Origin of the sequence: Aquimarina litoralis (assembly GCF_039523995.1) — a bacterium.
In the GTDB taxonomy this organism is placed as follows: Bacteria; Bacteroidota; Bacteroidia; order Flavobacteriales; family Flavobacteriaceae; genus Aquimarina; species Aquimarina litoralis.
Window position 1 is genome coordinate 51,613 of the sequence record NZ_BAAAGE010000009.1, and the last position, 21,333, is coordinate 72,945.

Below are 21,333 nucleotides of genomic sequence, written 5' to 3' on the forward strand. Positions count from 1 at the left end.
TTGGGAGTTTAATTAACTGTCTTTTAGGTAAGTAAAAGATGCAATTTTTTATTGCTTTTAAATTCGATTTTTTATGTTTTGGAAATGACTAAAATTGTGATCAAAAAAAGCTTCAAAAAACCGAAAAGACTCAGGTTTTTTCTTCTTAAAATGGGCTTTGTGTCGTATCTTTATAGAGTAATTAGAATCACACTCTTTCTCTAAATATTTTCTATGGAAAACCTTGATGCAGCAAGACTCCAAATGGCATTTACGCTTATATTTCATATCGTTTTTGCTTGTATTGGAATGGTCATGCCTTTTTTTATGGTAGTATCACATTATAAGTGGTTAAAAACAAAAGATCAACTCTATTTAACATTAACAAAAGCCTGGCAAAAAGGGGTGGCAATTTTTTTCGTTACAGGTGCCGTATCCGGAACTGCTTTGTCTTTTGAGTTGGGGCTGTTATGGCCCGAATTTATGAAACATGCGGGTCCTATTATTGGAATGCCTTTTTCCTTAGAAGGAGCAGCTTTTTTTGTAGAAGCAATAGCACTTGGTTTTTATTTGTACGGATGGAATAAATTGCCAGAAAAATTTCATTGGTTTACTGGGGTTATTATAGGCTTGTCTGGAGTGGCATCCGGAATTTTGGTAGTTGCAGCAAATGGATGGATGAATTCACCGTCAGGATTTGATTATGTAGATGGACAGTTCTTAAACATTGATCCTGTTAAGGCAATGCTTAATCCTGCATGGTTTACCCAAGCATTACATATGACTTTAGCCGCTTTTACGGCAACGGGTTTTGCCGTAGCAGGAATTCATGCCTATCAAATATTTAGGGGTAGAAGAGTGGCTTTGCATACCAAGGCATTTAAAATAGCAATCACTTTTGGAGCAATAGCGGCAATTTTACAACCGATTAGTGGAGATATTTCGGCAAAAGATATTGCAGAAAGACAACCTGTAAAATTAGCAGCGATGGAAGCTCATTATAATACAGAAAAAGGAGCTCCTTTATATATCGGAGGTATCGTAGATGCCGAAACTCAAGAAGTAAAATACAAGCTCGCTATCCCAGGAATGCTTTCTTTCTTGGCATTTGGAGATTTTGATGCAGAAGTAAAAGGATTAAATGATTTTCCGGAAGATGAACGCCCTAATGTTCCAATGGTACATTATGCGTTTCAGGTGATGGTTGGTATTGGTGGTATCCTGATGCTAGCAGGATTATTATATTTTGTCTCTTTAAAAAAGAAAAAATGGCTTACCAATAAAAAATATTGGTTATTGTTTATAGCACTAGCACCACTTGGATTTTTAGCATTAGAAGCTGGTTGGATTGTAACAGAAGTTGGAAGACAACCTTGGATTATTCATAAAATAATGCGAACAAAAGATGCAGTGACACCTATGCCAGGAATTGTGGTAAGTTTCTATACCTATATTGTAGTTTATACTACACTATCGATTGCAGTTACCTGGTTAATGATTCGCCAGATCAAAGTTCTTAATGCTCAAAATAATTAGTCTATGCTATACGTCGTTTTATTCTTCTTAATATTTTCCTTGTACTTATACGTTGTTCTAGGTGGCGCGGATTATGGAGCAGGAATTGTAGAGATGTTTTCCTCAGAAGAAAACCAAAAAATTACAAAAAAAACAATTTATAGAGTCATGGGACCTGTATGGGAAGCCAATCATATTTGGATCATTATTCTCATAGTAATATTATGGATTGCATTTCCTGTGTACTATAATATCTTAGTAGTGAATCTGCATATTCCATTAACGATAGTTTTATTGGGAGTTACCCTTAGAGGTGTTGCCTTTGTATTTAGACATTACGATGCTGTCATCGATAATTCGCAGAAATTATATGATGCTATGTTTAAAATATCTAGTTTGATTACACCGATATTTTTAGGAATGGTTTTCGGAGGATTGATCAGCGGACAAATTATACTAACAGAAGATGTTGAAAATCTTTCGTTCTATGATGTTTTTATGAAACCTTGGTTTAATGTATTTAGTATTTCAGTTGGGTTGTTTTTTGCAGCTTTATGTGCATTTTTATCTTCTGTATTGCTTATTGGGGAATCGGTAAGAGGAAAGGAAAATATTTATATCCGAAAGGCAGGAATAGCGACTATTGTAGTTTTTATAACAGGTTTAATAACTTTTATTTACGGATATATCAGCGGATATAGTTTTGTTACTGTATTTGTTACAGATCCTTATGCTATTGTTGCTATGTTTATCTCAGGATTACTTTTAATTCCTCTTTGGATTACTATAAAAAAAGGACGTAGAGTGTTAAGCAGATTTTTTGCAGGTTTACAGGTTTTTTTAATTCTTCTCGCAGCATTTGTAGCCCATTTTCCTAACATAATTATTACCAAAACCAATGAGGTGAGTTTATTAGATAATATAGCTCCTGATAGTGTAATTAATGTACTTGGGATATCACTAATTATCGGTGGTGCAGTTATTCTTCCTGGGTTGTTTCATTTATTAAAATCATTTAAAATGATTAAGATTTTAGAACGCCATAATAATCCTTCACAATAACGAAAGTATTTTTATATTTGTGTCCCATTTTCGGGTAGTAGCTTAGTCCGGTTAAAGTGCTGGTCTGGGGGACCAGAGATCGGAGGTTCGAATCCTCTCTACCCGACAAAAAAATCCAATAGTCTCATGAATATAGACTATTGGATTTTATTTTTCTTTTACAAAAGATCAATTTTCATGATCATTTTAGAAAGCAAAAGAGTAGCTTTAGATCAAGCTATATGATACCAATGCTACTAGTTTCTTAATCGGAATTTATTCACTGCATCTGATATTTCATAACCTAGACGATATCCTTCTACACAGTCCATTCTAATATGAACTCCCAGAGGAATTCTGGAGAATGCGTTTTCTTCAGCCATTTCAGAAAAGGAATCAAATTGTCTTGGATCTCCTAAAAACTCAGTTCTTCCTTCGTGTGTACGATCTGTAAAGTTAATATCGTTTCCAAACTCATTTATGAATATTCCCGCAGCAGCAGATGCGAATGTTGAGTGACCAGATGGATAACCAGGAAATGTTGGATTCGGCCAAAAAATAAACTTGAATAAATTTGTCTGATAATCAGGATTAATAAACTCCTGAATATATACACTAGGACGCATAACTAAATACTCATATTTATCTGCCCAAGATGAAACTGCAGCATCATTTAGAGAAAAACCTAATTTGAGTAGCATCGCCAATGATTTGTCATAATCAAGGTTATATTGATTTATTAGTTGATTAGCTATTGCAATTTGACGTCCTGGAGGACTTACCATTAATCCTTCTACATCATCCGACCAAAATTCTGCGATCCATAGATCTTCGTTATTTTCTTCAGCTGCTTTTGTACTTACACTATAAACTTCATCCATCTCAGCATAATAATCACTTTGTGGATCGGTACTATAAGTAATTGGTGGTGGAATACTGCTTGTTTCTTCAGAAGAAATTATAAAAGTTCTTACCTTTCCCCAATAAGGAAATAAACCACGTTCTTGCTCTGCACTATAACTCCATAAACCCGGACCAACAGGAGGCTCATAATCTAACGGTTGCGGCTCTAGGATTTGTGTTTCAGCTTCAGTGTCTGTTTGGCTATATGCGATAACTTGTTCTGCCACATGGGTTCCCCATTCGATAGAATTTCGGATATCACGTCTTCTTAAACGTTTAGAAAGCTCGTCTTCATATTCGGATTGTAATTGACCAATTTTAGCGTCTATTTCAGGATCAATGTTATTCATAAAATGATCAAAGACAAGAGCATAACACGTGTTCAGTGCCAGATCTAAACTGATATTTCTATCTCTTTCCCGTTGGTTTATTTGTAATTCATCAAATCTGTTTTCTACAGATCTATATCCACGCATATCTTGTACAGCAGTTTCATATGCTGCCAAGTGTATATACGCCAAAGCTCTTGCAGTGGCATTTGGTCGCATTCCAAAGGCATGTTGATCTAGTTCTACCCATAAAGAATTCCAATCCATAATTAGATCAGTGGTAGTATTAGATTCATTAGATCCTTTCGTAGCATCTTCAATACTTTCGGATCCTAAAGCTTCTTCATCTAATTCCTCATTGTCGTAAGAACAAGATTGTATTAAAATTGCTGTAATAGAGAATATCAGCAGTATTCTGAAATTTGTTAGTTTCATAAATTTGAATAGTTAATTGTTAGACTAAAAATCTTCACCTTTCATGTTAGAAAAAGAAGATTATTTTCCTTTAAAAATTGCTTTGGTACCAAGCAATTTTTAAAAAATGTAAGTGTTGAATTCAAAAAGGAATTTGTTATAGTTTGCTCGAACATTTTTAGAGCGGATATACAAACCTTTTTCGAAGCTTAGCTAAGTGTGTTACAAAAAGAATAACTTAAGATCTTGGATTTATATTGCAAGGGGATATTACCCTTTCAGCAGAATGTTTCCGAGGACTATTGAATGATCTTTTATCTTCAGTGAATGGATGTTTATTTTCAGTAAATGAGCATTTTTAACCTAAAATCAAAATAGTTATGGTTTACCATTTTAAGAGTAATGTTAAACCCATAATTATTTTAAAAAAAATAGAAAGGAAAAGAATAAAATCATGACAAAATAGAAAATACTTTTTGCAGGATGATATGAATTTAACCTATTAAAGTAATTCTATGTTTTTGAAAATTAGAAAAGGTTAAAGAATGTAAATTATTCCTTAAGAACAAAGGATTTTTATTTTATGATGAAATTTATTTGTTAATTTGAATATGAGATTAGATTATGCTAGTATAAAAGATGAGAGCACCTTTATTCTAACCGACTTTAATTGTACTCCTGCTTTAGATTTACTGAAAGATAAAGGACTTTATAAAATTCTATGGAGTCGAGGACAAGCTGTAAGTTTTAGAGTTGATGGTTCACTGATCGAATTAGAGAAAGATCAGATCATTTTTTGTACACCTATTAATGTGTTAGAAATAGATAAGGATACTGAAGGGATTGTTTCTTTAGTTTTTAATAGAGAGTTCTATTGTATTCAGGATCATGATCAGGAAGTTTCTTGTAATGGTTTTTTGTTTTTTGGTTCTTCGGTTCCGCAAATATTAACATTAAAAGGTAAGGATAAAGATAGTTTCTACTCAATGTTTGACTCTTTTGAGGAAGAATTTAAGAATAGGGATCAAATACAAGGTGAAATGTTGAGAACACTCCTTAAAAGTTTTTTAATTAAATCGAGGAGACTGATCAAACAAGAATTACCTGATCCTGGATTGCCTAATAATCAATTAGATATTATTCGAAGATTTAATGTTCTTGTCGAAAAGCATTTTAGAGAAAAACATCAAGTAGCGGATTACGCTGATTTACTTTTTAAATCTCCTAAGACATTATCCAACTTATTTCATAAGTACAGTGATAAGTCTCCATTAGCTACGATTAATGAACGTATCGTTGTAGAGGCAAAAAGGTTATTATTGTATTCGGATAAAACATCTGAAGAAATTGCTTATGAGTTGGGATATAAAGAAGCAGGCCATTTTTCGAAATTTTTCAAAAAACATGCAGGATCGAATCCATCAGAATTTAAGAGTAAAAAATTAGCAAGTTCATAAAATAAGGCATAAAAAAACCATCTACCTCAAGCAGATGGTTTTTCAATTATATATAGAATTTTATTTAATTCTTCATATTGTCTTTTACCAAATTGTAAAAGTTATTAAACTTAGGATCTATGATAATCCTAGTTACAGTTTCAATTCCTTCGGTACTATACTCGCTCTTTCCTAAAGCTTCCATTCTTTTAGGATCTACTTTATAATCTGTCTGCAGTACTCTAACTACAGAAGCAGCTTGTCTAGAACTTAAATCCCAATTATCGATTAACTTTTTGCCATCTAATTTTAAGGCATTACTATTTCCTTCTACGATAATGTTTAAATCAGGATTCGCATTTAAGGTTGCTGCAATTTTCTCTAGTGTAGGTTTCGCTTTGGCATCTACAACATAGTTCTTATCATTTTCTCCAAAAAGAGTTGTATTTGGTAAAATAATATGGATAGTACCGTTGCTAATTTTTAGATTATCACCGCCGATAGCATTTTTAAATTTGCTAAATACGGCAAGATTAATAGAGTCATTGGCAGTTATTGCATCGTTAATAACGTTTAACTGTCTATCTTTTTCCTTTATAATCTCTTGAGATGTCTGTAGATTACTAGCTTTTTTGTTTGATAATTCAGTAAAACTATTCATGTTAGCAAGCAGAGTAGCATTGGTCTCTTTAAGGTCAGCTACCTGTGCTTCCATAGTTTTTACTTTGGACTGACTCACTCTTTCATTCTTTCTAGCTTCTACCAGCTCTCCATCTTTAGTTCTAAGTTCTTGTCTAAGCTTATCAATTTCAGCTAATAAATCTTTCTTTTTCTGAGCTTGTACCACAGTATTGGTTAAAAAAAGTACAGAGGCTAATAAAATAATTTTTCTCATGGGTTTAAGCGATTTGTTGCAGTGGCAAAAATAAACAATTTTATAAACTATGCTTTTCAAAAGAGGATTACTACTTTTTTAGCAGCTTTTCTGCAGTTGCAATGCTAGAATTGATTTGCTCTTTCAGTTTATTTACTTCTATTTCTTCTTCTTTAAGGATATTCATCTTAGCAGTGAATTTTTCCATATCCTTCGTAGTAACATCTTCTCCATGTGGAAATTTAGAACTAAAATCACTCATCCAATCCATCATAAAATCGTAAGAGTCTTTTAGATCCTTTTGTGCTTTTTCATAATTCTTTCCAGCGGCTGTAGTATCAATTTTAGTACCTAATTCTTTTATTAAAGAACTCATTGTTCCCATTTTGGGCATTACTTCATCATGAACATCGATTACTTTTTGCATAAGTGCATCGAATTCTTGTTCTTCTTTAGATAATTCATTACAAGAAAAATTGAAAATAAGTCCCACGATTAATAAGAGGGACCATAACTTATTGGTATTCATTGGTATGTTTTTTTAATATTTCAAATGTATTGTTTTTTTAAATAATCGGCTTACTATCGTCATAATGGATTAAGAAATTTTAGAGAATCTATATTTTCTTAGATATTCTATTGTTAAAATGATTAGAATACTGGCACCAAACAATGGAAAAATAAAGGATAATATACCAATCAGTAGTATAACTCCGTACCCAACTTTAAAGGAAGCAGGAACTTTTGGAACTCCCCAGCTTCCCTTTCTTTTTCTTAATATATATGAGGCTAAAGCTGAAATACTCATAATGGTTAATAAAATGGCTGTGATTAGAATTAACCACCAATTCCAACCTCCAAACTCTCCTTGATGAAAAGCCATAAACCACATTCGTCCTCTCATTAAAATCCCTACATCTTTCCAGGTATGCTTAAGTATAGGTTCTCCAGAATATTGATCAAAATAGATACTCTGTTGAGATGTCAAGTCCGAAGGATTGAAGTTTGAAACACTAAATACTCCAGATGGTCCTTTCGGAAATCCTAAGCTTACAACTCCTGGTAGCTCTAAAGCTTTTGCAGTAACTACCATTTGATCTAATGTAAAAGCTTTTTCGGAAATAGTAGATTTTAGTTGATGTCCTTGCCAAGTACTGGGATATCCTGTGTTTGTTACTTTTTGTATGGTTTTAAAATTTTGCCCAAAAACATCCGTCCATGGAAAACCTCCAGCAAGAATCATTAACAATAGGATAGATATCCAAAATCCAGAAACTGCATGTAAATCTCTGTAAAATGTTCTTTTGTCTATGTTGTTTCTTGGTATAAAGTACCCTTTTAGTTTCCATCCTCTTTTTGGCCACCAAATGTATAATCCAGTTGCAATGAGTACAACCATCCAACTTGCAATAAGCTCAATGATTTTAGTACCGAATCCACCCATTAGTAATTCTCCGTGTAATTTTCTTATACTATACATGGTAGTATTTTTTCCTATGATTTCTCCAGAAACTTCACCTGTATAAGGGTTAATAAAAATGCTACTTTTATTACTAAATCTTCCAGAAACAAACTCTGTGGCTTGGTCTGGAGATGTTTTTAATACAAGTGAGTTTGGTTTTTTAATAGCGTTTTTATTTGCAATATCCCATTGTTCTTGTAATGAAATGGGAGTTCCTGTAACCGTAACTTCTTTAATATGTTTTTGTCTGGGCGTTTCATAATCAGATTTAAACAAATAAATGATTCCTGTTAAAGAAAGCAAAAGAACAAACGGAAGGGATATTAATCCTGCTATAAAGTGCCATTTCCAAAGCCAAGTATTCAATTTTGATTTTTTATACATAATGTAATTATTGAAAAGAAAACTTAAAAGAATCTACTGCTACACTTTTATGTATATACTATATTGATCAATGCAGCAGCAGAAATTCGTTTAAATGGTTTATTAAAAATTACATCTCATCCCCAGATGAAATGCTCTAGGATTTCCAATCGTAAAACTATTTTCTCCTCTAAATCTGTTGAAAGAGGTTCTGGCAGCATATAATTCATCAAAAACATTTAGTGCATGCCCCCAAATTTCAATGCCTTTATAATTGAAAGTGGCTCTAAGATTAAATACATTATGTCCATCATAGGTTGCTGTCCCAAAAGTTCCATCTTCATTTTCTACTTGATTTTCAAAGCTTGTATTGTATTCTCCAACAAGTTCGTGTTCTGCGGTAATCGTAAAACCAAGTTTTCCAAAGGTATTACGATATGTAATTCCTGAAGTTCCTAATAGATTAGGTGCTGTTTCTCTTTCGGTATCTGAGTAATCAATTCCATTATCAAAAAAGTCTACATAACGATGTTTTGCATAACTACCATTATGAGATATAGATAACTCTTTTAATACGTTCCATGAAACTCCATATTCTATACCATATGATCTGGTTTTACCAGCATTCGTATTAAAAAAGTTGTCATCATCATCTCGTAAAGTGATTAAAGTATTTTTACCTTCTAATAGATATATGGCAGCATCTAGTTTTAGTTTAGAAGGAATCGTAAAATATCCTCCAATTTCATAGTTATTATATCGACTAGGTTTTATTCCCTGTACTTGATTTGTATTTCTATATAATGTAGATACTTGCGGAGGCGTAAAACCTTGAGAGTAATTTGCGTACATTCCAGCTTTGGAAGAGAAATTATAATTAATTCCAAGTTTGGGAGTTAGATTGTTAAAATTATCAACGGCATCTTCTACACCTACAATACCATCTGCTTTGTTATCGTAATCATATTCAAAACCGTCATATCTTATTGCTGCCGTAATTTTTAGTGGATTTATAGGAGAAATTTCATACTGTAAAAATCCAGCATAGTTAAAAATATCTGCCTCGTAGTTTAATAGAAAATCTCCAGAATTAATACTGAAGTCAATATTTCTTCCGGTTTCGGGATCAACAATAATACTGGTAGTTTCGGCAACGTATTTCTGAGGAGAGAAATCTCCAGTCGCGCCAAGAATTAGTGATGAATTTGCAAAGTTGAAATCGAGTTTATGTTGAATCAACCCGACAAAACTTCTAAATTGATTAGAGTTTACTTCTCCAGATCCAAAACCTGTTAATTGTCCTTGATCTCTAAACTGACGAACTCTATATGACGGATTTTGATCCATAGTATTATCCCTGAAAACAAAATTGAATGATGTTTTATTATTTTCATTCCAGAACTTATCTAAGGTAGTTCTTACTCTAAAGGCCAAAGCTTCTCGTTCTGTAAAGGTTTGATCACTTTCAAAGTTTCCACCAAAGTAATCTGATTCACTAAGAGAACCGGTCATGTCTGATCTATAGTCCACGATATCAAAAACCGTAGTCCATTTTGTAGAAGGGGAGAAGTCATAGACAGTTTTAAAAGTCACTGCAAGTTTTTCATAATCGCTATGTTCTATAGGCCCATTTTCTCTTTGTACATAGTGTGCTCCAAAGTAAAAACCGAATTTGTCACTTGTTTTATCAGAGACTTCCAGTTCATAACGAGATAAACCGATATCATTAATTTGAAATCCTAGGCTTCCGCTTAGGTTTTCTGTTGGATTTTTGGTGATAAAATTAAAGCTACCTCCGATAGATTCACTTCCGTAGATGCTTGATGCAGGTCCTTTTAGAACTTCAATTCGGTCGTAAGAAACATCATTCATTTCTAGTAAAGCATTATGATTAAATACAGAGGTAGGACGAATCTGTAATCCATCTTCTAGATAAAGGAACAATGCTTTTGTGGAGATCGGAGATCGAACAGCCATAAAATGTTGTTCGTTACTTGCTGCTCTGGATGTAGACATAAAAACGCCTGGTACCTGATTTACCAATTGATCAATACCAAAAGCTTTGGTTTCTTCTATACGTTTCGCGGATATTGTTGCAATCGATCCGGGTACTTCCGAACGTTTCTGAATTTCTCTACTAGCCGAAGTGACCAATACTTCTTCTAAAGATACGTTATCAACAGTTAAGCGAATGATATTTGTTCCGTCCGTGAGTGGTACTATTTTGGTAATATATCCTAAAAAACTAACGGTTACTTTAGTTGAGTTTTGAAGTTTAATTTCAAAAGATCCATTTAGATCTGACATTACACCATTAGAAGGTATACTGATTTCTGATATGGTTGCTCCTGGTAATGGATTGTTAGAATTATCCACAACTTTTCCTTGAAAAGTTTGTGCATAGCTATGTGCTCCTATACACAGAAGTATAGCCAATAATATGATATTTTTCATTATTTAAATTTTGTAAGCAATCAGATAAACTGATTTGTGTTTTTGTTAAGTTGAGATGTTTCTTTTAAAGTGCGTATTGGAGTCCTAAGGTTATAGTTTCTTTGTTTCTTAGCTGTATTCCATTCATATTTTGAAATAGGGGCATAGCAGCTTCAAATCCTAATCGCAAATCTTTTAAACTTCCTTTAAATGCATATAGGTTAAAACCTAAACCAGCATTAGCATATGTCATTCCGGAATTTGCTGTATCGGCAGTAATAATCATCATAGGGTTTAAATCTGGATTGATTCCATTGATTTTATCAACAGCACCAAGTTCTATTCTTCCAGAAAAACTTAACCAATTATTAGCCATAAAAGCAGTCCAAGTATTAAAACTATATTTGTTTCCTAGTCTGTATTCATTGCCGTTTTCTCCAATTCTTAAGGTTGTTCTAGCTTGTGCGCCGAAAGAAAATTCACTCCATTGTTTTAGATAAGTTATTGCTATTTCTGTATCCCAAGTACCACTTCCTATTTGCATGGGATATGGTAAAATTACTTCGCTTGGGCTAGAAGCAGGAGTGACATCTTCTTCATCGATACTATCTGTTGGAATAGAGATGCCTATTTGGCCGTGTAATTGTTGTCTTTTATTATTGAAGAACTTGTAAAGAGCCGCGATTTTAGTATCTCCGAATCCAGAAGATTCTGTGGTAAATGTACCATTCATCGCAGTAAGATGATCCATTTCTTGCAATAAGTAGTTTACCATTGCCATTAATGTAATTTTATCGGTTGGAGCATACATCATCCCAAGCATATGCATTTGCATGGGCATGCTTGTAGGTGTAACCATGTATACATCATTAGGACGAAGTGCATTAGAGAATGCTACATTTTCACTACCTCTATTTAAATCTTCCATATTCATATACATATAGCGGTAGCTAAACATAAATTCGCCTTTACCATGTGTATGATCACCCATTATAGAAATGGGAGCATGTCCGTCTGGTCTTGATCCTGACCAATTAGTTTTTGTATCTTCTTGTGCAGATACGAGTTGAATTGCCATAAAAATAATGGCACAGATATATTTTTTCATTGTAAGAATGATTATAGTTAATACGCTATTAAGAATTCATGATTAGGTATATAAAACCATCAAAAAATTCTTAGCTTTTAGTTACAATAATGCATACAGCATTTTACCGACAAATAATTGTTATAAGCGGTTTGTAAGTAGTTTTACAATCAATAAATGATTGATAGTTATGAAAAATATATCTCTGGAGGATGATCTATAACCTTGGAAATATCTTTTAAATGCCAGTTTATTGGTTTCCAGTTTTTTTGAAGTGAGAACTGAAAATTAGGAACACTTTCTATAGATAATGTGTTATCCTCAAAAAACAATGGGAGAAAAGCTTCCAGTATTGGAATCGAAGCTTCTGTATTGTTATTATCAGCCATCGAACTCATTTTCATCTGAGTCATTAGATAACACTTACCGTTACAGTTTAACTTGGGTCTTTCTTTATTAATACAATATTTCTCTATAATACTATCAATATTTAATTGATAATAGAGTATGCTACTAATTTCTATAGTAGGCCTTAGCACAAATGCAATAAAGATCAATATGGAAAAAAAGACTCTCAAAGAGTGTAGGTTCTAAATTTGTTGCAAATATACTACTCTATACAGAAAAATTGTAATTTTTATAGATGTAAGATATCTGCAGAATAGCTTGTCACAAGTACTAATTTTTGAAGTATTTAGTTATATTAAACAACAACTAACCTTTCTTTATATTGAATAGTACGCTTACACTATTAGATTTTATTATTATTGCCAGTGGGTGTATTGGATATTTTATAAGTATCTCATTGATTACATCTTCATTTTACAAAAGCCACGCTAATAATTATCTCGCTATATCGCTGTTTTTACTCACCACTCTAACTTTTTTAGGTTGGTATGAAATCGATAATATTATCCTACAGTTTTTAGATAATATTATGCTAGAGTTCCTGGTTGCTGTCACCCTTTTTACATATTTTTTACTTCAAATAAAACACAAGTATCTCACAAAAAGATGGTATAAATGGCTTTACGTTCCTTTTATAGCGTCTGTTATTCTTGAGGTGAGTGTTTCTATTTTCGATTTTGTTTGGGGTATATATAATCCTGATTTGGATGCATTAACCTATGATATTAAAGATGGATTTTCGTTTGTTTTTAATGTGTTTTTAATCATTTTTAGTAGATATCTCATAAAACGTTCTAGTGCTATTTCTTCAGAAAAACGCCGTTGGTTATTAAGATTGAATCTCTTTATGATATGTATTGTTATTTGTTGGTTTTTATCCAATATCGAATTGTATATATATGATTCAGAGTTTGTTACTAATATCATGTGGATTATGCTTTCCATTTTGTCGTGGTGGGTATTGTACTATGGAATTTTTAAACTACAAATAATTGTTCAGAAGGATGAAATTCATCAATATTTGGTTTCAAAAAATATACACGTTGCGCAGACAAAAAAGAAAATAAATGAAGCTACGGTTTCAAAAATTATCACAGAATTATACAAATTGATGGAAGAGGAAGAATTGTATAAAAATCCTCTTTTAAGTAGATTAGATTTAGCCAATCGATTAGAAACTAATGAGGGCTATTTGTCACAAATCGTAAATCAAGAAATACATAAAAGTATTATTCAGTTTGTAAATGAATATAGGATAGAGGCTGCTAAAAACTTACTTCATGACCCAGTATTTAATAAGTATTCTATAGAAGCAATTGGTATGGAAGTAGGTTTTAAATCCAAAAGTGCATTCTATAGTGCTTTTAAAACTTCTTTAGGAATGTCTCCTGGTTCGTATAGAAAGCTACAAAAAACGTCCTGATTCGTAAACTTCCCTTATTTCAGTACATCTCCCGATATAAAATTACACTGTTGTTTTTTGATAACAATACTTTTATCGCTGTTAATCAAAAAATAAAAAAATGAAAAAAGTAATTCTTGTTTCTTTTCTAATGATGTCATGTATCACATTTTCTCAAGATTCTAAAGATATATCTGTAGAGAAATCAATTTTTGGAATTCAAGTAGGTGTAGTTGGTGCATGGGTTCATAATGAATTAAAACTAACAAATCAGATTGCATTGCGAAGCGAAATAGGAATTTCGGTTGAAGGCCTTTGGACCAAAGATAACGGGAATGGAGTTGGTAGTGGAACTTCGTTGCCTGGATTGTCGATAGAGCCTCGTTGGTATTACAATTTACTAAAACGGGCTAGAAAGGGGAAAAGGATTGATGGTAATAGTGCAAACTACATATCATTACGTGGTAGTTATTTCAATTACGATGGTTTTGAAGCTAAAAGAGATCGGTTAAATCATCCTGTGCTAGCTTTTGCTTGGGGAATCAGAAGGAATATAGGTAAACACTTTAACTATGAAACGGCTATTGGTCCAGCATTAGGTTTTGGAAACGATAATCGTAGAAAAGTAGGTCTAACACCTTATGTTTCTTTCAAAATAGGGTATCGTTTTTAAGAAACAGTATGAATGGGCTTTGTTAAACGACTGTCATACTCTTCTTCATCTCTTATTTACTTATTAAAATTTTAAAATAAATTATATGTTGTCAATAAATAAAAAAGAAGCTTTTCTTTTAATGATAAAGAAAGGTAGTGTACTTCTCTTATTATGTCTTATTGTTTCCTGTCAATCCGATGATGATAATACGGTCCCAATAACAGATCCAGTAAACGGTTTTTGGTTATCTGCCGAGAAAGGATATATACTTGAATTTACAGAGGGTAAGGATATACTCTATAACTTTAATACGGTTGGATGTGCAATTCAGAATGATGACTTTATGTTAGAAGATTTTGAGCTTTTTCAGGTGAGTGAAAATGAATTAGTAGCAACTTCAGCTTTATCGGATTCCGAAATAAAACTTACTAGATTAGTAGAACAAAATCCAATTTGTTTGCCGGATCAGATTGCTGTTACCAATGATCCAAAAGTAAACTTTGATCATTTTTGGAATATCTTTAATGATTACTATGCTTTTTTTGAAGCTAGAAATATAAATTGGGCTCAGTATGAGAGCCTAAGAGATCAGGCAAACTCAGAAAATTTTTATGATATTTTAGAAGAATTAGTTCTTTTGTTGGAAGATGGACACGTTAGTATTATAGATGAAGATAATAACATTCTGATAGAATCTGGGGAACCTAGAATTTTGGAAAGATTAAATGCTAATTTAAGTGGCGATCTTTTGTTAGAAAACATTGATGATTATGTTGATTTGGGAAATGAAAAATTAATAACTATCGCCACTAACTATTTAAACGGAAACTTTGAGATCGATGAAGGAAATAATATATTTTGGGGATTGATTAACGAAGATATTGGATACATCAATATTATTGGTATGGAAGGTTATGGAACTGATTTTAGTAATGAATTATCATCTTTAAATAATCTTCTGGATACGATTATGGAGGATATCGAATTTTCGGGAGTATCTAAATTGATTATCGACATACGTTTTAATAACGGTGGAATTGACACAGTAGCTCTGGATATTGTTTCTCGATTTATGGATCAGGAAAGAGTTTCCTATTTCAAAAAAGCAAGATTGGGAGATAGTTTTACCGAAAATAAGTCCTTTTCTGTAGCGCCAAAAGGAGATTTTCAATTCACAAAAGATATTATCTTGCTTACCAGTCCAGCATCGATAAGCGCAGCAGAACTTTTTGCACTATGTATGAAAGATTTACCTTATGTTACTATTGTAGGGGAACACACGGCAGGAGCATTTTCTACTATTCTTACCCATAAATTACCAAATGGAGCAGAAATGGGTTTATCTAACGAAATATACAGTGATGCGCAAGGAGAAGTTTTTGAAATTGTTGGAATAGGACCTGAGAACTCAGAAAATCAAATTCCTTTCTTATTAACCATAGATTTTCAGGAAGAAAAAGATAGTGGAATAGATCGTGCGATGGAACTACTCCAAAACTAGTTACAGCTAGTAATTACTTAAAAAAAATCCCTCAAATCATTGTAATTTGAGGGATTTAATATTATAAATAATCGATAGTTTTACCTGTGTATTGTTTGTGTTCTATCAGGTCCTACAGAAACAATGGTAATAGGAGTTTCTAATTCTTTTTCTAAAAACTCGATATACTTGTTTAATTCCTTAGGAAATTCTGATTTATCACTCATCTTAGTAAGATCTTCTGACCAACCTTTCATTTCTGTGTAGATTGGAGTAACATTCTCTGGTTCGATATTATAAGGAAGGTGATCAATCGTTTCTCCTTTATATTTATAAGCGGTGCAAACCTTAAGCGTATTAAAACCACTTAAAACATCACCTTTCATCATCATTAATTGTGTAACTCCATTAACATGAACAGCATATTTTAGTGCAACTAGATCTAACCAACCACATCTACGAGGTCTTCCAGTGGTAGCTCCAAACTCGTTCCCAACACGTCCCATTGTTTCTCCATCTTCATCAAACAATTCAGTTGGAAAAGGACCACTTCCTACACGTGTAGTGTATGCTTTAAAGATTCCAAATACTTCTTTGATTTTATTAGGAGCTACACCTAAACCGGTACAAGCACCAGCAGCAGTAGTATTAGAAGAAGTTACAAACGGATATGTTCCAAAATCAATATCTAATAACGAACCTTGTGCGCCTTCAGCTAATATTTTCTTACCCTCTTTTTGAGCCTGATGAAGATATTCTTCACTATCAATAAAGGTTAATGATTTTAGGGTTTCTACAGCTTCAAAGAAGTCTTGTTCTAATTCTTGTAAATCGTATTCTATTTTCGCATCATAGAAATCAATCATCGCTTCATGCTTATTAGCAAGATTACGATAACGTTCTTTCCAGTCGCTTAATTCTAAATCTCCAACACGAATACCATTTCTACCTGTCTTATCCATATATGTAGGACCAATTCCTTTTAGGGTAGAACCTATTTTCGCTTTTCCTTTAGAAGCTTCTGAGGCCGCATCTAGAATTCTATGTGTTGGTAAAATTAAATGTGCTTTTCTGGATATAAGAAGTTTTGATTTGTAATCTATATTAAACTTTGCAAGATTATCAAGTTCTTTTTTAAAGATTACCGGATCGATTACCACACCGTTTCCTACTAAGTTAACAGCTTTATCATGAAAAATTCCACTAGGAATCGTGTGTAATACATGCTTGATTCCATCAAATTCTAAGGTATGTCCGGCATTTGGGCCGCCTTGGAATCTCGCTATAATATCATAATTTTTTGTAAGAACGTCTACAATTTTTCCTTTACCTTCGTCTCCCCACTGAAGACCAAGTAATAAGTTTACCGCCATTAGTTTTCTTGATTAGTTGGTTTCTTTTTAGTTCCGTAGAAATACAATGAATGATTTGTTATTTCTACATCAAAAATTTCTTCGATTGTTTTTTTTATGGATTGTATTCTAGGATCACAAAACTCTAAAACATCACCAGAATCTGTTAAGATAAGATGGTCATGTTGTCTATCGAAATAAGATTTTTCGTATTGAGCCTGACTCTGACCGAATTGATGCTTACGTACTAATTTGCAATCCAAGAGTAATTCTATAGTATTATATAGAGTAGCTCTACTAACACGATAGTTTTTATTTTTCATTTTGATGTAAAGTGATTCTATATCAAAATGTTCTTCACTTTCATATATTTCTTGAAGTATAGCGTAACGCTCAGGTGTTTTTCTATGACCGTTTTCTTCTAGAAAACTAGTAAACACGTTTTTAACGATATTTTGATCGTTTTGCGTAGTTGTTTTGGTACTCATAATGATTTAAAAAACAAATTTACATTATTTTTTATTAGTGAGAGACCAATTTATGAATACTTATTAATAAAAAAGTAAGATGAATTATTCTCGAATGACTTTATCGATTCCATTGATCTTAGAAAGATTTTGAATAACGGTCTTAAGAGTATTTTTGTTTTTAACTCCAACGGTTATTTTTCCTGTAAAAACACCGTCATTAGTATCAAAATTCATATTGTAAATAGCCAAGTGCATATTATTAGAAATGATCTGTGTCACCTCATTAACCACACCAATATTATCAATACCGTTTAGTCTAATTACTGCCTTGAACTCTTCTTGGCTAGAATCTATCCACTTTGCTTGAATAATTCTGTAAGCATAATTACTTTGCATTTGCAGTGCATTCGGGCAATCCTTTTTATGAACTTTAATACCTTCATTTACAGTAATAAAGCCAAAAACATTGTCTCCTGCAATAGGATTGCAACAATTAGATAGTTTGTACTCTAATTTTTCTGAGTCTTTACCGAATACTAATAAATCGTATTTAGAAGTAATTTCATCTTTGTTGACATCTTTTGCGTTACCACGACGAATTCTATTTTTAATAAAATTCATAAAAACATTACTTCGCGCAGTAGCAAACTCCTTAATTTTCTGGTTATCGATGGTACCGATTCCAACTCTATAGAAAAGATCTTGACTAGTTTTTAACTTAAAGTATAATACTAGCTCATTAACCACTTTTTCTCCCATAGTGATTTTTTGAGAGCGTAGTTTTCTTTTAAGGATTACTTTTCCTTCTTCCGCGATCTGTTTTTTCTCATCTCGTAGAGCAGATTTAATTTTAGATCGTGCTCTTGCAGTGGTTGCATAATCTAACCAAGTTGATGTTGGTTTTGATTTTGCAGAGGTTATGATTTCGACCTGATCTCCACTTTTTAATTCATGACTTAAAGGAACTAATTTATTATTTACTCGTGCGCCTCTGGTTCTAAGTCCAACTTCTGTATGAACACTAAAACCAAAATCTAGAGCAGTAGCTCCTTTTGGTAGTGATTTAAGATCACCTTCTGGAGTAAAAACAAAAATTTCTTTTGAATATAGGTTTAGTTTAAACTCTTCTACAAAATCTACTGCATTTGCCTCAGAGTTTTCTAATGCTTCTTGGAGTCTGTTTAACCAGCCATCTAATCCTTGATCCTGTTTTTTCTCAGTATTTTTATATTTATAGTGAGCGGCATAACCTTTTTCCGCAATTTCATGCATACGCTCACTACGAATTTGTACTTCTACCCATCTGCTATCTGGACCGATGACAGTAATATGCAATGCTTCGTAACCAGTAGATTTTGGTTGAGAAATCCAATCTCGAAGCCTTATTGGATTAGGGCGATAATAATCGGTAACTATAGTGTATATTTTCCAAGCAATAAACTTTTCATTTTCAATATCCTCCGCTTTATAGATAATTCGGATAGCGAATTTATCATATACTTCATCGAAAGAAATATTTTGTTTTACAATTTTACGCCTGATGGAAAAGATAGATTTAGGTCTTCCTTTGATTTCATAATCTAACCCTTCTTTGTCTAATCCTTCTTTGATCTTATCAGAAAACCTTTTGATATAAGCATCTTGCTCTTCTTTACTTTCTTTTATTTTTTCAAGAATGTCTTTGTATACTTCAGGTTCTGTGTATTTTAACCCTAAGTCTTCTAATTCTGTTTTAATATTATAAAGCCCAATTCTATGAGCTAAAGGAGCATAAATATATAATGTTTCGGAAGCAATTTTGACCTGTTTATCTGGTCGCATCGCATCCATAGTCTGCATATTATGTAGCCGATCTGCAATCTTAATGATAATAACCCTAACATCATCATTAAGGGTAAGTAACATCTTTCTGAAATTTTCTGCCTGTAGCGAAATATCTTTATCCTTTTTCAGAGAAGATATTTTTGTTAATCCATCTACAATTCGAGCAACTGTTTCTCCAAACATCTGCTCTATATCCACTAAAGTGTATTCGGTATCTTCTACAACATCGTGTAACAATGCTGCAGCTATGGAAGTGGCATCTAACCCAATTTCACTTGCTACAATTTTGGCAACAGCAATAGGGTGGAAGATATAGGCTTCTCCACTTTTTCGACGTTGGTCTTTATGCGCATCTACAGCAACATCGAATGCCTGTCGTATAAGTTTCTTATCATCCTTACTTAGATCTCTGTAACTTATACGAAGCAATTCTTTATATTGCTTTGCAATTTGTTTGTTTTCCTGTTCTATAGCGGCTTCGGTCATACTACAAAGTTTTCTTAGAAAGCCTTTTTCAATATGATTGTGCGAAAAACTCTAGTATTTTTCTTGTCTAGAAAAATACTAGAGTAATAGTTAAAAATACAACTAAGAATCGTAACCACCAAGTCTATTTCACTTGATTTATTTGCGTATGTTTTTAATCCTTTGCAAAAGTGTTGGATGTGAGTAATGTATGAAAACCATAGCTGGATGAGGTGTCAGATTACTTAGGTTGTTTTTAGATAATTTTTTTAAACTATTGATCAGTGCTTCTCCATCATAAGAGTTTTTTGCATAATCATCGGCTTGGTACTCAAATGCTCTAGAAACTATATTCATAATTAGACCTGTAATTTCTGATATTGGACTATATAGAATTCCGAAAGCAATTAATCCGATATGAAAAGAAGGTACTTCTACTGATAGAGCCTCAGAAAGAAGGGGGTTTGCGATAAATAGGGATAAAAACCAAAGTGTAATTCCTGTTAGTAATATGGATAAAAGGAGGTTGATAATTACATGTCGTTTTTTGTAATGTCCCACCTCATGAGCGAGCACGGCTACAATTTCTTCTTTGTTCAAATCTTTAATCAAAGTATCGTATAAGGTAATTCGTTTTTCACTACCTAAACCAGAAAAATAAGCGTTGGCTTTAGTGCTTCTTTTGGATCCATCAATTACAAAAATATCCTTTAGCTGAAAACCTACATTCATTGAATATTCTTGAATTGTATCTCTTAGTTCTCCAGGTTCTAAAGGTGTTTGCTTGTTAAATAAAGGAACTATGATTTTTGCATAAAACATATTCATAGCTAGAGTAAAAATAGCAATAAGCGCCCAAGCATATAACCAGAAATATTGACCTGTAATTTCATAAAACCACATGATCAGGGCTAATAGTCCTCCACCAACAATAATCATCATGAAAATACCTTTTATTTTGTCTATAAAAAAGGTCTTTATCGTAGTTTTGTTAAAACCAAACTGCTCTTCAATGACAAAAACTTTATAATAAGATGCAGGAGTCGACAATATATCACTACAAATCATGATGATCCCAAAAAAAATAAGCCCAACAATTATTGAGTTATCGGAGAAGCTTCTAGCAATTCCATCTACCCAAGCAAATCCGTCTAAAAAGAAGAAAAGCAACATTATGCATAGGGAAATAGAAGAAGAAACTAATTTGAATTTATAATTAGCTTCTTTATAGGCAATTGATTTTTGGTATTCATCTTCTGGATAAACGTCAGAAAGCTCATCGGGGATACTGTTATTATAGTGTCTAGCGTTAAGTATATCTAATAAAGAATCTATTAGAAATACTATTATAATAATAGCAATCAATAGATTAAAGAGCATGTTTGATGTCATTTGTATAGGTTTGCAGCTTTGGGATTTGTAGGTCTAGTAAGTTAATGAT

Annotated in this window: 17 protein-coding genes and 1 tRNA gene; 7 read left to right on the forward strand and 11 right to left on the reverse strand. The window is 32.7% G+C overall.

From position 1 onward, the window contains the following. Positions 1-213: 213 nt before the first annotated feature. The 3 genes from ABD077_RS24720 to ABD077_RS24730 all read left to right on the forward strand — a co-directional run bounded on the left by ABD077_RS24720 (position 214) and on the right by ABD077_RS24730 (position 2,662). Positions 214-1,515, forward strand: a complete 1,302-nt coding sequence (locus ABD077_RS24720; RefSeq protein WP_343914879.1) for a cytochrome ubiquinol oxidase subunit I — start codon at positions 214-216, stop codon at positions 1,513-1,515. A 3-nt stretch (positions 1,516-1,518) separates the two neighbouring features. After that, entirely contained in the window at positions 1,519-2,556 is a 1,038-nt protein-coding gene (locus ABD077_RS24725; RefSeq protein ID WP_343914880.1) for a cytochrome d ubiquinol oxidase subunit II, read from the forward strand. A gap of 31 nt (positions 2,557-2,587) precedes the next feature. After that, positions 2,588-2,662, forward strand: a tRNA-Pro gene (locus ABD077_RS24730). A 130-nt stretch (positions 2,663-2,792) separates the two neighbouring features. On the opposite strand, the gene ABD077_RS24735 is transcribed toward ABD077_RS24730, so the two are convergent. Further along, positions 2,793-4,202 carry a vanadium-dependent haloperoxidase gene (locus tag ABD077_RS24735; protein ID WP_343914881.1) on the reverse strand — a complete coding sequence of 470 codons (1,410 nt, stop codon included), beginning with the start codon at positions 4,200-4,202 and terminating at the stop codon, positions 2,793-2,795. Between the two features lie 590 nt (positions 4,203-4,792). Between ABD077_RS24735 and ABD077_RS24740 the strand changes: the two genes are divergently transcribed. Next, positions 4,793-5,638, forward strand: coding sequence for a helix-turn-helix domain-containing protein (locus ABD077_RS24740; protein ID WP_343914882.1), 846 nt, complete (start codon positions 4,793-4,795; stop codon positions 5,636-5,638). A gap of 64 nt (positions 5,639-5,702) precedes the next feature. Here the strand turns inward: ABD077_RS24740 and ABD077_RS24745 are convergent, their stop codons facing one another. The 6 genes from ABD077_RS24745 to ABD077_RS24770 all read right to left on the reverse strand — a co-directional run bounded on the left by ABD077_RS24745 (position 5,703) and on the right by ABD077_RS24770 (position 12,414). After that, positions 5,703-6,512, reverse strand: coding sequence for an OmpA family protein (locus ABD077_RS24745; protein WP_343914883.1), 810 nt, complete (start codon positions 6,510-6,512; stop codon positions 5,703-5,705). A 70-nt stretch (positions 6,513-6,582) separates the two neighbouring features. Continuing rightward, positions 6,583-7,020, reverse strand: coding sequence for a hypothetical protein (locus ABD077_RS24750; RefSeq protein ID WP_343914884.1), 438 nt, complete (start codon positions 7,018-7,020; stop codon positions 6,583-6,585). A 69-nt stretch (positions 7,021-7,089) separates the two neighbouring features. Beyond that, positions 7,090-8,337 (reverse strand): PepSY-associated TM helix domain-containing protein, encoded by a 1,248-nt coding sequence (locus ABD077_RS24755; RefSeq protein ID WP_343914885.1) that lies wholly within the window; start codon positions 8,335-8,337, stop codon positions 7,090-7,092. A 102-nt stretch (positions 8,338-8,439) separates the two neighbouring features. After that, positions 8,440-10,770, reverse strand: a complete 2,331-nt coding sequence (locus ABD077_RS24760; protein WP_343914886.1) for a TonB-dependent receptor domain-containing protein — start codon at positions 10,768-10,770, stop codon at positions 8,440-8,442. 64 nt (positions 10,771-10,834) lie between these two features. Beyond that, on the reverse strand, positions 10,835-11,857 hold the full coding sequence (locus tag ABD077_RS24765) for a transporter family protein (RefSeq protein WP_343914887.1): 1,023 nt from the start codon (positions 11,855-11,857) through the stop codon (positions 10,835-10,837). Between the two features lie 167 nt (positions 11,858-12,024). After that, positions 12,025-12,414: a hypothetical protein gene (locus ABD077_RS24770; protein ID WP_343914888.1), complete on the reverse strand. Its 390-nt coding sequence runs from the start codon at positions 12,412-12,414 to the stop codon at positions 12,025-12,027. Positions 12,415-12,566: 152 nt separating this feature from the next. Between ABD077_RS24770 and ABD077_RS24775 the strand changes: the two genes are divergently transcribed. From ABD077_RS24775 to ABD077_RS24785, 3 genes are all read left to right on the forward strand, one after another. Continuing rightward, entirely contained in the window at positions 12,567-13,667 is a 1,101-nt protein-coding gene (locus tag ABD077_RS24775) for a helix-turn-helix domain-containing protein (RefSeq protein ID WP_343914889.1), read from the forward strand. Between the two features lie 100 nt (positions 13,668-13,767). Next, a complete protein-coding gene (locus ABD077_RS24780) occupies positions 13,768-14,319 on the forward strand; it encodes a hypothetical protein (protein WP_343914890.1) in 552 nt (183 codons plus the stop codon). Between the two features lie 85 nt (positions 14,320-14,404). Beyond that, on the forward strand, positions 14,405-15,802 hold the full coding sequence (locus ABD077_RS24785) for a S41 family peptidase (protein WP_343914891.1): 1,398 nt from the start codon (positions 14,405-14,407) through the stop codon (positions 15,800-15,802). An 80-nt stretch (positions 15,803-15,882) separates the two neighbouring features. On the opposite strand, the gene ABD077_RS24790 is transcribed toward ABD077_RS24785, so the two are convergent. From ABD077_RS24790 to ABD077_RS24805, 4 genes are all read right to left on the reverse strand, one after another. Further along, positions 15,883-17,154 (reverse strand): adenylosuccinate synthase, encoded by a 1,272-nt coding sequence (locus ABD077_RS24790; RefSeq protein ID WP_343914892.1) that lies wholly within the window; start codon positions 17,152-17,154, stop codon positions 15,883-15,885. Beyond that, positions 17,154-17,621: a Fur family transcriptional regulator gene (locus ABD077_RS24795; protein ID WP_299610884.1), complete on the reverse strand. Its 468-nt coding sequence runs from the start codon at positions 17,619-17,621 to the stop codon at positions 17,154-17,156. The genes ABD077_RS24790 and ABD077_RS24795 overlap by 1 nt, the downstream gene beginning before the upstream one ends. An 84-nt stretch (positions 17,622-17,705) precedes the next feature. Then, the gene (locus ABD077_RS24800) at positions 17,706-19,913 is read right to left on the reverse strand and encodes a RelA/SpoT family protein (protein ID WP_343914893.1); all 2,208 of its coding nucleotides are present in this window, start codon (positions 19,911-19,913) and stop codon (positions 17,706-17,708) included. Positions 19,914-20,051: 138 nt separating this feature from the next. Beyond that, positions 20,052-21,284, reverse strand: coding sequence for a M48 family metallopeptidase (locus ABD077_RS24805; RefSeq protein ID WP_343914894.1), 1,233 nt, complete (start codon positions 21,282-21,284; stop codon positions 20,052-20,054). Positions 21,285-21,333: the final 49 nt, after the last annotated feature.